Here is a 12,690-nt window from a genome sequence, read left to right as displayed (position 1 = left end):
CTTATAGTTATTTGTTAAGCAATATTTATACCCAACTGGTAACGAATAGATGAAAAAAATAATTTCTTACTTATTTTCAATAGGTTCACTGATAATCATAAGCTTCAGTGCTCATGCCTCATGGTATGAAGTTACCGGTACCGCAACCATCGTCTCGTCAGAAGAGACGGCAAGGATCCACGCTCTGGAAGACGCGGTCTATAAGGCCGTTCAGTTCTCGGGGGCTGACATTGGCAGTATTGCGAACCTGACGCCTTATCTCGATGGCAAGAAAAAGGAATACCAATTTACTAACCACGAAGTACGCTACATCTTGGTTGATAAAGAGAAGAAACGCGGTGGCAATTTAATGATCACCGCAAGAGTCGACATCTACCCTTCGGCAAATGCTTGCCATGAGAGCCAATACAAGAAAACCTTCTTGGTGGGGAATATCGATGTCACCTCTCCACAACAAGCCGTGATGGGAAGAATCTACAACATCGGTGATGATTTCGGCCATGTGGTTGATAGGCAGCTAGCAAAAGAGTCTCGCAGCTTTGTTTCTGTCGGTACCACCAATTACGACATCGACAAACGTAAACCTGAAGTGATCAAGATGATCGCTCAAGACACGGGCGCGCAATACATTATCGGTGGTGACATTACCGATTTAACGGCAACCATCGAATCCAAGCTATTAAAAGATGACATCATCAACCGTCAGTTTGCATTAGAGATGCAAGTATTTGATGGTAAGACAGGTCATCAAATCTACACCCGTAGCTATCGTGAAGTGGCAAAGTGGCCATTTGCTAAAACCAGTGAAGTTGACACTCGCAGTGCTCGTTTCTGGGCATCGACCTACGGCAGCATGATGCTTCGTGTTAGCCGTAACATCATGTTGGACTTAGAGTCTGAAGTCTCTTGTAAGATCACGCTTCCTGAAGTTGCAGCCGTCTTCGGTAATACAGTGACCATTGATTTGGGCCGAATGCATGGCGTACAACAGGGTGACAAACTGCAGCTATGGCACACAGGTTCGTTTATCGACCAACGAGGTTTACCTCGCAATAAAGTATCACAAAGCGATATCACACTGACCGTTTCTCGCGTCTACGAGAACGAAGCTGAACTGACGATTGATCAGCCAAGCCTGGCGGGAAGCATTCAAATTGGTGATGTGATGCAAAAAATCATGTAGTTAGCAGCACTCTAAACTCATAGTTTCTAATAAAGCCTTAGCACCTCTGTTAAGGCTTTAATTTTTTCATGGGTATTAGTTTCGGTTTTTACGTATTTGTCGTAACCTTACTAATAACATAATCATCATTTAGCAAGCTATGAGTCAGAATAATCTAATTGGTGCTACCGGCTATCGCTTTATTTCGAAAGGTAAGACCGCTTTTAAGATCCACATCCACACACCAGAAGACACGGTACTGCACCGGTCTGTCGGTTTTGTTCGTATGGGCGAAGAAAAAGCACTCAAGAAAACCATCAAATTGAGAGACGAGCTGGGTAAAGAGCTTTGGGGTAAGTTTTGGAAGAAGGTTCTCAAGGAGCCTTACCTAATGACGCGCCTTCCGCATAGTTTAGAGCCTAAGATTGTATTCAAGCCAAACCCAACACAAAGTGACCCTGAACATCGTGATGAGTGCTATATCGCCAAATGGCGCGTGTTCTCCGATAACGGCGATTACAAATACAAAACCAAGGTCTGCTCCATCAGAAAGCACGGTCGACTGGCCGCATACAGCCAAACTAAGCGCGCACTACTTGACGCTCACAAAGACGTGATTGATTTACTCATATTCATGGGACGCCTCAACAGCATCGACCTGAAGTAGCCTTAAATTCCAATCAGTTTACCTAGAGAGTCAGATACAAAAACAGCCGCATTTGCAGCTGTTTTTTTATTTTTGGAGCAATGAGATAGAACTATCACGATTACAAAGCACTAAATAGACCATCTAGCTTCGGCAAATCTCTGCCAGTGTCGTCAATCGGCGTTTTGAATCTTTCACATAAGGATTGGTTTGATCCCATGCGTAGCCCGCTAAAATCGAGCACACCATTTGTTTAATCTTAGGGTTGGGATCCTGATAGAAAATCACATCCTGCAGAGTACCGGAGTACCAACCTTCAACGTACGTTCTGAAGGTGTTTACGCCAACCATCAACGGGTCCGCGTATTCACGTTCCCAATCGACCGTCTCACCATTGAGCTGCTTTTCCACACACTCAACCGCAAACTGCGCCGACTTCATGGCAATCGTCACGCCTGACGAGAACACAGGATCAAGAAACTCACCAGCGTTACCCAGTAGTGCGTATTTGTCAGTTGCAAGGTGTTTAACGTTGGCAGAGTAACCACCGATTTCACCCGCAGGGTTTGGGTACTCAGCGTTTGCCAATATTTCAGCCAAACCCGGCTCTTCCATTGCCAATTGCTTAATCGCGGCAATCTTATCTTCAGGGTAAGACTCAAAGAACTTCGGCTCCCCTACCACACCAAATGAAGAAACACCGTTGCTAAACGGGATCAACCAATACCAGACATCAGGATTGGTTGGGTGCACAGAGATTAGGATTTTGTTTCGGTCATAATCTAGCTCAGTATCCACCTCAGCGATATGATCGTTAATGTGCGTGAAAATAGCTTTTCGAGGTGGAAGTGATGATTTCTCTTCCAGATCAAGCATCTTCGGCAACACTCGACCAAAACCACTGCCATCCAAAACGTACTGTGCTTCGAGCTGATAGCTTTCTCCATCAAGTACTTGAACATCTAAAATAGTGCTGTCGTCGGTAAAATTAATGCCCGTCAACTCATGCTGGTAATCAATAGTGACACCTTGTGCCTCAGCAGTATCTGCAAGCACCTTATCAAAAGCACCACGTTGAACCTGAAAAGTGGTTCCCGGTCCAGTAGAGAACTTATCTTCAAAATTGAACGCGGTGTACACACCATTTTTACGAAATGCTGCGCCATCTTTGTATTGGAAGTTAGCCTTGGTCACCGCGTCGGTCATGCCTGCCTGTTCAATCACTTCCATGCAAGCGGGTAATAGGCTTTCACCAATTGAAAAGCGAGGGAACACGCTTTTTTCGATTACTCGAACATCGATGCCTTTTTTGTGCAATAAAGACGCGGCAATAGACCCTGATGGCCCAGCTCCGATGATCACTACTTGAGTAGACAGTTTTTTCATTAATTTAAGCCATGTTTGTTATGTGTTATTGCGCGCTAGCTTTCAATTCAAGAAGCGTATGACCAAGACCGATATCATCGGTGCGAGTGACCACTTCAAAGCCAGCTTCTTCAACTATCTCTAAGAAATCTTCACTGCAGTAAAAACGACTGTTGCCGTTTGCCAAGCAGGTAAAGTAAAGCGAAGTCGCGTTTAAGCTATACGAAGCTGCATCGTATTTCTGTGCATCCCAGAACAATTCAAGGATATAAACGGTCGCTTGTTCTGACATATGAGAGCGGACACGCTTTAAGATGCTAAGGATTTCCATTGGCGAGAAACAATCGAGGAATTGACTCATCCACCACACATCCGCACCCGTTGGCAGCGCTTGTTGCTTATCTAGCATGTTGGCCGGGAAAGGCGTCACTCTGTTTTGATGGCCATGTTGCTTAGCGTTCGCCATTGCCATTTCTAACTGCTGTGGCAAATCAACAATCGTGACTTCAACATCAGAATCATGGTTGCAACACTGCATTGCCCACTTACCGGTATTACCGCCAATATCCACCAGCGATTTAGGTGTCTTGCTGAAAACCTTCTCAAGCAAAACGGGGAATGAGCGATCAGAGTAGAAGTGATCAAACTTGAACCAGCTCTCTTTCGCTTTTTCAGGTAATTGAGACAAACTTTGGTAGATCGTATCCCAATCCCCTAGCTCCTTCAAACCAGCAGGAGTGCCCTCTTCAATCGCTTCAGTGAGGTGCATCATCGCGGCATAACAAACATCGGCTGTGAAATCCATGTTTGCGTTAGTCATGCCATCATGCAACAGGTAGAAACCAAGGTTGGCTATCTTATAGTTAGGCTTTTCCCAAACAACAATATGAGCGCTAAGCGCCATATCAAGTAACACTTTCACACCATATTCAGATACACCTGTTATTTCTGAAATAGTCTCAGCAGGTAAGCCATCGCTCCCCGCATCATCGAGCGCTTTTAAAATACCTAAATCACGAAGTGTACGAGCAGTATGAAAAACAATAGGAGCAAAAGATAATTTTTGTGCTTCTGTTTTTGCTTCTAATGCATTGAATGGATCTAATTTATATTCCGACACGAAAAACCTAACTTATAAATAATAGAGGGTTACTCAGCTGCCATTTGTGCAAGCTTACGTTTAATATCAACGTTTAAGTTATTAACCCAGCGGTTGTAATTACGGTGTATTTCACCATCGTCATACTTCAAATTCTCTGATTCAACATAAAGAATAGAGTAAAATTTGTCGTTATAAGGGATATCAACCACTGCGTGATGTGAACGAACATACAATTCAGCGCGGATCAAACCAGGTTTAATCTCAGAAACTAACCAGCCTCGATTTTCAGCAGATTCATAAATAGCTGATTTCACCTGTTTACTTTGAAGATTATGTGCAACTGGAGTATCCTCAACATTCATTACAGGCTGGACACGTCCACACCCTGCAAGAACCAATATGAATAACATTGAAACGGCTATTTTTAGTAATTTCATTAAAATTCCTTACCTGTGTTTATTTATAAGCACGCATAGTATTTAGTTAGACCCAAAGCAAATCAATACTCTATGTCAAATCAATCCCAATTAATGTCGTTTAATATTGAGAAATGGTCTGCAAACTCGGCTGGTCTCAATTCTGATGCCGAATGGCAAGCCTGGAGCACTAATTTAGATTGGCCGCAAGATGGCTCAACTGAATTTAAAGCGATCCCACCGATGATGCGCCGCCGAATGAGCCTACAAAGTAAATTGGCCGTTCAAACTGCATTGACACTCTTAAAAGACAACTCGATTGATTACCTGGTTTTTGCCAGTCGACATGGTGAACTGCACCGAACCGCAACCTTGATCCAGTCGATATTGGAAGGTGATGATGCCTCGCCAATGGCGTTTTCACAGTCCGTGCATAATACAGCTGCAGGGTTAACTACCATCGCAGCGAAAGCACCAATCCCTCTGACCTCTATCGCGGCCGGCCAAGATACTTTCCACAACGCTTTGATTGAAGCCTATCTTTACCTGAATCAATATCCATCACATCGTGTGTTAGTTATCGATTTCGACCAGCCTTTGCCAGAGCTCTATCAAGAGTTCGAAGCTCAAAGTTATACCGACTATGCGCTAGGGTTAGTGCTCACCTCAGGAAGTGATTACTCAGTATCAAGAGCTGTAGCTAACGAAAGCTCAGCCACTCCTTTACCACAAGGCTTGCAGGCGCTACAAAACATCCTTCTAGGTTCACAGAGCTGGACCATAACAGGTAAGCATCAAGATTGGACTTGGACAAACAACGCGAAAGCCGGAGAACTATAATGAGCAAGGTCGACCAATATTGGCGAGTATTCGCGACAGGCCTCTGCTTTACCATCTTCGGCTTGGGAGGCCTAATTCTCAGCTTCTTGATCTTGCCATCTATCGCGCTCATCACTCCTAACACCATTCAGCGTGAGCTCAGAGCTCAACGATTGATTCGCTTCTCATTCAATGCCTTCTGCCAGATCATGAAATTCACAGGCGCAATAGATTATCGAATTGATGGTGCGGAACTACTGCGAGAAGATCGCAACTGTATCATCGTTGCCAATCACCCAAGTTTGATTGACTATGTATTGATCGCATCGCAACTTCCTCAATGTGATTGCCTCGTTAAAGCCGCCATTTGGGAAAACCCATTTATGAAAAGGATCGTCAAAGCCGCGGGCTACATACCCAATCAGGCTCCCGACGATCTTTTAGAACGCTGTGAAGAGCGCTTTTCGCGCGGGAATGTGCTACTTGTTTTTCCGGAAGGCACTCGCACAACGCCCGGAATTGAAACATCCTTACAGCGTGGTGCGGCACAAATTGCCACCCGAACACAAACTGATTTACGGGTGATTCATATTACGGTTTCTCCGACATTCTTAACGAAAGAGAAAAAATGGTATCAAGTTCCTGTGACGAAGCCCTTTTTTCATGTCGCGGTGAAAGGTAAAATAGAAGTCGCACCATTTATTGAAGGCTCAAATAATTTAACTTCGGCCGCAAGACGCCTTAATCATCATCTTGCACAAACAATTTTCCCTTCCGAAGAAAACATTTAGCGTATCAATAACATAACAGGCGATATCGGCATTTCGAAAATACCTCATATAATGTAGAATCGCCCCCTTAAAGCAGCATTTAGACAAAGCATTAAGTAGGCCAAAGTGGAAACATTACACAACGAACTGAAACAACTGATCATCGACGCATTAAATCTTGAAGACATGAGCATTGATGAGATTGAAACGGAAGCTCCACTGTTTGGTGATGGACTAGGACTAGATTCTATTGATGCACTAGAACTTGGCCTTGCTATCAAGAAGAAGTACAACATCGTAATTGATGCTGATGATTCAAACACTCGCGAGCATTTTGCATCGGTTGCAAACCTAGCGAATTACATCTCATCTCAAACGAACAACTAGACAGATCTTTATGACACAAGCTAACCAACAAGAAGTATACAACCAGGTTAAAGATGCGCTGATTGAGCTGTTCGAGCTTGATGCTGAAGATATCACGCCGAAAGCTCATCTTTATCTTGATCTAGACCTAGACAGCATTGACGCGGTTGATTTGGTCGTTCATCTACAGAACGTAACAGGTAAGAAGATCAAGCCTGAAGAGTTCAAAGCAGTACGCACCGTTAATGACGTTGTAGAGTCTGTGGTTGAACTATTGAAGGACGCATAATGCGTCCTCTGCTGACTTTGCTGTCGGCAATCATACTTTTCACATATCCAATAGCGGTTTACTTTGGACTCAACAAGTTTGGCCTGCAAACCGTGGGTATCGTGTTGGCCGTTATCTTTGCTGTTCGCATTTTTACCGGCGACCAGGCAAAAATCAAAGAGCTAAAACACCTAGCTTGGATCAGTGGAAGTGCTGGTATTGTTCTGCTGACATTAGGTTTAACCTTTAAGCAGCATGGCTGGCTAACCTATTATCCCGTTATCGTTAATGTTTGTATGCTGGCTGTATTTGCTTCAAGCCTATGGCAACCACAAACGATCATCGAACGTCTTGCTCGCCTTCAAGAGCCAGAGCTTCCACAAAGTGGCATTGATTACACCAGAAAAGTCACCAAAGTTTGGTGCTTGTTCTTTGTTATCAATGGCTCTATTGCTTTTTACACCTGCTTCCAGCCGCTAGAAGTATGGACCCTATACAATGGCTTACTCAGCTATCTGTTTGCAGGGGTGCTCTTTGCAGGGGAGTGGGTAGTAAGACAGCGCATTCGTCAGAGTTAAATTGTTATGACCCAAACCGTATCTTACACCTCGTTGTCTGAACTTCTCAGCCAGAACAGAGTCCCTGAATCTATTGTCTGCTTTGAAGACAATAGTGAGATTACGTGGCAAACCTTTAACGACGACTTATCTCAACTCGTGCACCTTTTATCTTCATCCCCTTTTCAACGAGTTGCGATTTGTACCCAAGATAGCTACCTATTTTCGATAGCATTTTTAGCGTGTGCAGCAGCGAACAAACACATCATCTTACCGGGTAACTACCAACCTTGTGCACTTGCTGAGTTAGGTGAACAGTTTGATTGCCTGCTAGTTGATGACTCGATTGGCGAAGTTGAGGTGAGTGACGTTCGCAATATCCAAACCTTATTGGACTCAAGCACTGAAGTAGAAAAACCTCAGTCCGATGGTCTTCCGGCCATTGATTTGGCAGCCACCCATTTGACCCTGTTCACTTCAGGTTCAAGCGGTACACCAAAAGCGATAAATAAAACGCTAGAGCTGCTGGATATTGAGACCGCACAGCTACACAAAAACTGGGGCAAGCTGCTCAAAGGCAATCAAGTTCAAAGCACGGTTTCGCATCAACATATCTATGGTTTACTATTTAGAGTCTTGTGGCCACTCTGCTCTGGTATTCCGTTTGCTCGTAACAACCTAGAATACCCTGAACAAATTCTATCTCATGCCAATAAAAACTGTGTGCTGATCAGCAGCCCTGCACTACTGAAGCGATTAAAGCATGAGACCAACCAGGTACAACTTGCAGGAGTCTTCTCTTCGGGTGGTCCACTGCCTACCGAGTCTGCTCATCAGTCGCGTGATTTACTAGGACATTTACCAATAGAGGTATTTGGCAGCACAGAGACTGGCGGCATAGCATTTCGTCAGCAAGAGAGCGCTCAAACGCCTTGGCAACTTTTTGATTGTATTGAGGCTAGTCTCAACAGTGAGAACTGCATTAAGTTATTGTCGCCATATATCGATAAAAACAACTGGTATCAAACCGCCGACGAGTGCGAAATGGTCTCAGATAGTCAATTCATATTGAAAGGTCGAACGGACCGGGTGATCAAGATTGAAGAGAAACGAGTATCACTGGTTGAAGTAGAAAAGCGTCTTGAGCAACTGCCTTGGATAAGCGAGTGTGTGGTGATTCCATTTGAAGAACCAGAGCGCCTCATCCTAGCCTCGGTTTTGGTATTATCAGATCAAGGCCAAGCCACTTTATCGACCATGAGTAAAGGTAAATTCTGGTTGATGCTGCGTACAGAACTCAGAAAGTGGTTGGAGCCAATCGCTATCCCAAGAAAATATCGTATTGTTGATGAGATTCCCCTCAACAGCCAAGGTAAGCGATTAACGTCTCACATAGAACAGCTAATAAAATCATAGTAACCGCTGATCGTATTTTACACTGAGATTATCTTTTTATATTTTTGTCAAAGAACCAATATTTGCCCAAGGATTCTAAGCACGCCCTATGGATAAAAGAAAACCAACCGTCATTGCGGTAGACACTGTAGAAAATGAATCGACCCTGACACTTAATGTTAGCGGAGATATCACCGATTTTAAGGGGCACTTCAAGAGCTTCCCTATTCTACCGGGCGTCACGCAAATTGATTGGGCACTTCACTACGCAGTCCAAGAGTTAGGCGTTCCTGGTTTCTTTAAAGGCATGGAAGTCATTAAGTTCCAAGAGCCTATCTTGCCTGACGCCACAATCCAACTATCACTCAAATGGGATGCTGATAAAAGCAAGTTGAGCTTCAGCTACACCTCAAATAACGGTGAGCAAACCCATTCATCAGGCAAAATGAAGCTGGGAGAGAAAAGTGAATAGCACTCCCGTCGAGGCTACTTCTCAACACCCCAAAAAGGAAAGCAACTACAAGGCTTGCTTCCTTATCCCGTGCTTTAACCATGGCGCAACCATGCCTGAGGTGGTGTCATCACTCCATCATTTTGAGTTGCCGATCATCATCGTTGACGATGGTAGTGAGCTCGCTACAAAACAATTTCTCACTCCCCTAGCAGAGCACTCACACGTAACCTTGGTGACACTTGAGCAGAACCAAGGCAAAGGCGGTGCAGTAAAGGCCGGTATCAAAAAAGCACACGAACTCGGCTTTAGCCACGCCATTCAAATTGATGCTGACGGACAACACGACCTTGAAGCCTTACCAACATTAATTGAGGCCTCACAAGCTAAGCCACAACGTCTGATATCAGGCCAGCCTGTCTACGACGAGAGTGTGCCCAAGGCGAGACTGTACGGGCGCTACGCGACACACATTTGGGTATGGATAGAAACCCTTTCTTTATCAATTAAAGACAGCATGTGCGGCTTTAGAGCGTACCCTATCAACCAAACACAAGCGGTACTTAGCAAATACGATATTGGCTCTAGAATGGACTTCGATATCGAAATTCTAGTTCGCCTGTATTGGGAAGGCTGCGACATAGACTTCGTTGAAACTCGAGTCATCTATCCTGAAAACGGCATCTCTCATTTCGATGCATTGTGGGATAACATCAAAATCAGTTGGATGCATACGCGCCTGTTCTTCGGCATGTTGCCAAGAGCACCAAAGCTGATTGCTCGCCATTTCAAATCCGATTCTGCTGAAAGTTACCAAGCTTCATCGACGGATTCAGAACAGCAAACTTCAGAGCAACCGCACTGGTCTCGCACCCAGGAACGCGGCACCGTTTTAGGTATCAAACTGTTATTAGCCATTTATACCTTGTTAGGTCGCGGTGTGTTCAACCTCATTCTACGTGGTGTGATGCGTTACTACCACTTAACGGGCAAGCGCGCGCGAAACGCTTCTGAGCAATACTTGTTTCAGTTGAAGGCCTATGCGGAACAGCAAAATATTGAGTTACCCGGCGAACTAACCAGCTACAACCATCTGCTTTCGTTTGGGCATACCATGCTCGACAAGCTTGCTGCATGGAAAGGCGATTTCTCAGTAGAGAACCTCACCATCCAAGGCCAAGACCAATTCGAAAACATGGTGGCAAATAAGCAAGGTGTGCTGATTTTAGGCTCACACCTAGGCAACATTGAATTATGTCGCGCTTTAGGTCGCAGACACTCAAACATCAAAATCAATGCGCTGGTTTTTACAGAACACGCAGAGCGTTTTAATTCAGTAATGAAAGCGGTTAATCCGCAGTCAGATCTAAACCTAATTCAAGTGACTTCAATGGGGCCTGATACGGCGATCCTTTTACAGCAGAAGTTAGAGCAAGGTGAGTGGATCGTTATTGTCGGGGATAGAACTTCCACCAGCAAAGAGAGCCGCTCGGTATGGGCAGAGTTCTTGGGTAAGGAAGCGCCGTTCCCTCAAGGGCCATTTATGTTAGCCTCTGTACTCAAAGCACCCGTATTTTTGCTATTTGGGTTACGTGACGATTCACAAGCAAAACCGCATTTTAATGTCTATTTCGAGCATTTTAGCGACAGAATCGAGCTACCCAGAAAAACACGCGAACAATCTTTAAAGCAAGTCGTTCAACAATACGCAGACCGACTTCAGCACTACACACTGAAAGCACCACTTCAGTGGTATAACTTTTTTAATTTTTGGACATTGAGCAAGCACCATGACGAAAAAGAATCCAAATAGCATCACCTTTGGTGCCGAACGCCTCACAATTGAGGATGTTGTCGCTATCTCACAGGGCGCAAAAGCCTCGATGAACACCAGTGACGAGTTCACTTCAAAAATCGACCGCGGTGTAGCATTCCTAGAGCGCCTACTTAAAGAAGAAGGTGTGATTTACGGCGTAACAACAGGTTACGGTGACTCTTGTACGGTTGCGATTCCGCCAAGCCTTGTCGATGAACTGCCTCTTCACCTAACACGCTTCCACGGTTGTGGCTTGGGTGAAATACTGTCTCACGAGCAAGCACGTGCGGTACTTGCAACTCGTCTTTGTTCGCTGTCACAAGGCGTATCTGGCGTGACTCATGATCTGCTTAACCAGATCGTTACCCTAATCAACCAAAACATCTCACCACGTATTCCTCAAGAAGGCTCGGTGGGTGCCAGTGGCGACTTAACACCTCTGTCTTACTTAGCAGCCGCGTTGATTGGTGAGCGTGATGTCATCTACAAAGGTGAAGTGCGCCCAACCAGTGACGTCTACAAAGAGCTAGGCATTAGCCCTATCAAGCTTAAGCCAAAAGAAGGCTTAGCGTTAATGAATGGTACGTCTGTCATGACGGCATTAGCGTGTATCGCTTACAAGCGTGCGGAATACCTAGCTCAGCTATCAACTAAGATCACCGCTATGGTATCGGTCGGTATGCATGGCAATGACTTCCACTTCGATGAAGCCTTGTTCGCAGTAAAACCCCATCCGGGTCAACAACAAGTTGCGGCATGGCTGCGTGATGATCTGCAAGCAGATCGCCCGCCACGTAACAGTGACCGCCTACAAGATCGTTACTCTCTGCGCTGCGCGCCACATGTTATCGGTGTGGTTCAAGACTCCCTACCTTGGCTTCGCCAGATTATCGAGAACGAGTTAAACAGTGCAAACGACAACCCAATTATCGATGGTGATAACGAACGCGTACTGCACGGTGGACACTTCTATGGTGGTCATATCGCAATGGCAATGGATACGCTAAAAACTGCCGTAGCCAACCTTGCTGACCTGCTTGATCGCCAAATGGCGCAGCTGATGGATTACAAGTTCAACAACGGTCTGCCATTCAATCTAACGGGTGCTGAAGGCGAACGTAAGCCAATCAACCACGGCTTTAAAGCAGTACAAATCGGCGTGTCAGCTTGGACAGCAGAAGCATTGAAACACACCATGCCTGCAAGTGTGTTCTCTCGCTCAACTGAGTGTCACAATCAAGACAAAGTGAGCATGGGCACCATCGCAGCTCGTGACTGTTTACGCGTTCTTGAACTGACAGAGCAAGTGGCAGCAGCGTCACTTCTAGCCGGTACGCAAGCGCTTGAACTACGTAAACGCCACAATGAGCTTGATGAGCACCATATGAGTGAAAACCTCAAGCACATTCGCGACGAAGTACTGAAAGAGTTTGAGTTTATAGTCGAGGACCGCCCGCTTGAAGGCGATCTACGCCACTTTATTACTCGTATTCAAAATCAGCATTGGTCACTTTACTCATAGAGTTATGACCTTATAAAGTAGCCAACCCTTTACGC

Annotated in this window: 14 protein-coding genes; 11 read left to right on the top strand and 3 right to left on the bottom strand. The window is 45.1% G+C overall.

The window, feature by feature from the left end; all coding sequences use genetic code 11:
* Positions 1-49: 49 nt before the first annotated feature.
* Complete coding sequence (locus OCV52_RS04025) at positions 50-1,183, top strand: flagellar assembly protein FlgT (RefSeq protein ID WP_116870182.1); 1,134 nt, start codon at positions 50-52, stop codon at positions 1,181-1,183.
* A 139-nt stretch (positions 1,184-1,322) separates the two neighbouring features.
* The gene (locus OCV52_RS04020) at positions 1,323-1,829 is read left to right on the top strand and encodes a Fe3+-citrate ABC transporter substrate-binding protein (protein ID WP_102426549.1); all 507 of its coding nucleotides are present in this window, start codon (positions 1,323-1,325) and stop codon (positions 1,827-1,829) included.
* 123 nt (positions 1,830-1,952) lie between these two features.
* Here OCV52_RS04020 and OCV52_RS04015 read toward each other — a convergent pair whose 3' ends face one another.
* Genes OCV52_RS04015 through OCV52_RS04005 form a run of 3 tightly spaced genes read right to left on the bottom strand, consistent with a single transcriptional unit; the run spans position 1,953 to position 4,712 of the window.
* The gene (locus tag OCV52_RS04015) at positions 1,953-3,194 is read right to left on the bottom strand and encodes an NAD(P)/FAD-dependent oxidoreductase (protein WP_061034112.1); all 1,242 of its coding nucleotides are present in this window, start codon (positions 3,192-3,194) and stop codon (positions 1,953-1,955) included.
* 25 nt (positions 3,195-3,219) lie between these two features.
* Positions 3,220-4,293 (bottom strand): methyltransferase, encoded by a 1,074-nt coding sequence (locus OCV52_RS04010; protein WP_137408624.1) that lies wholly within the window; start codon positions 4,291-4,293, stop codon positions 3,220-3,222.
* Between the two features lie 29 nt (positions 4,294-4,322).
* Positions 4,323-4,712 carry a hypothetical protein gene (locus OCV52_RS04005; RefSeq protein ID WP_061034114.1) on the bottom strand — a complete coding sequence of 130 codons (390 nt, stop codon included), beginning with the start codon at positions 4,710-4,712 and terminating at the stop codon, positions 4,323-4,325.
* Between the two features lie 72 nt (positions 4,713-4,784).
* On the opposite strand from OCV52_RS04005, the gene OCV52_RS04000 reads away from it, so the two are divergent.
* The 9 genes from OCV52_RS04000 to OCV52_RS03960 all read left to right on the top strand — a co-directional run bounded on the left by OCV52_RS04000 (position 4,785) and on the right by OCV52_RS03960 (position 12,655).
* Positions 4,785-5,531: a beta-ketoacyl synthase chain length factor gene (locus OCV52_RS04000; RefSeq protein ID WP_137408625.1), complete on the top strand. Its 747-nt coding sequence runs from the start codon at positions 4,785-4,787 to the stop codon at positions 5,529-5,531.
* Positions 5,531-6,301 (top strand): lysophospholipid acyltransferase family protein, encoded by a 771-nt coding sequence (locus tag OCV52_RS03995; RefSeq protein ID WP_137408626.1) that lies wholly within the window; start codon positions 5,531-5,533, stop codon positions 6,299-6,301. The genes OCV52_RS04000 and OCV52_RS03995 overlap by 1 nt, the downstream gene beginning before the upstream one ends.
* A gap of 105 nt (positions 6,302-6,406) precedes the next feature.
* Positions 6,407-6,667 (top strand): phosphopantetheine-binding protein, encoded by a 261-nt coding sequence (locus OCV52_RS03990; protein ID WP_004739743.1) that lies wholly within the window; start codon positions 6,407-6,409, stop codon positions 6,665-6,667.
* Between the two features lie 10 nt (positions 6,668-6,677).
* Positions 6,678-6,935: an acyl carrier protein gene (locus tag OCV52_RS03985; protein WP_137408627.1), complete on the top strand. Its 258-nt coding sequence runs from the start codon at positions 6,678-6,680 to the stop codon at positions 6,933-6,935.
* Positions 6,935-7,492, top strand: coding sequence for a COG4648 family protein (locus tag OCV52_RS03980; RefSeq protein WP_137408628.1), 558 nt, complete (start codon positions 6,935-6,937; stop codon positions 7,490-7,492). The genes OCV52_RS03985 and OCV52_RS03980 overlap by 1 nt, the downstream gene beginning before the upstream one ends.
* Positions 7,493-7,498: 6 nt before the next feature.
* Entirely contained in the window at positions 7,499-8,887 is a 1,389-nt protein-coding gene (locus tag OCV52_RS03975) for an AMP-binding protein (RefSeq protein ID WP_137408629.1), read from the top strand.
* Positions 8,888-8,975: 88 nt separating this feature from the next.
* Entirely contained in the window at positions 8,976-9,338 is a 363-nt protein-coding gene (locus tag OCV52_RS03970) for an ApeI family dehydratase (protein ID WP_004739748.1), read from the top strand.
* Positions 9,331-11,130: a glycosyltransferase family 2 protein gene (locus OCV52_RS03965; RefSeq protein ID WP_137408630.1), complete on the top strand. Its 1,800-nt coding sequence runs from the start codon at positions 9,331-9,333 to the stop codon at positions 11,128-11,130. The genes OCV52_RS03970 and OCV52_RS03965 overlap by 8 nt, the downstream gene beginning before the upstream one ends.
* The gene (locus OCV52_RS03960; RefSeq protein ID WP_137408631.1) at positions 11,108-12,655 is read left to right on the top strand and encodes an HAL/PAL/TAL family ammonia-lyase; all 1,548 of its coding nucleotides are present in this window, start codon (positions 11,108-11,110) and stop codon (positions 12,653-12,655) included. Before OCV52_RS03965 ends, OCV52_RS03960 begins: the two co-directional genes overlap by 23 nt.
* Positions 12,656-12,690: the final 35 nt, after the last annotated feature.

The organism is Vibrio chagasii (assembly GCF_024347355.1).
Taxonomy (GTDB): Bacteria; Pseudomonadota; Gammaproteobacteria; order Enterobacterales; family Vibrionaceae; genus Vibrio; species Vibrio chagasii.
This window is presented reverse-complemented; position numbering and strand designations above follow the sequence as displayed.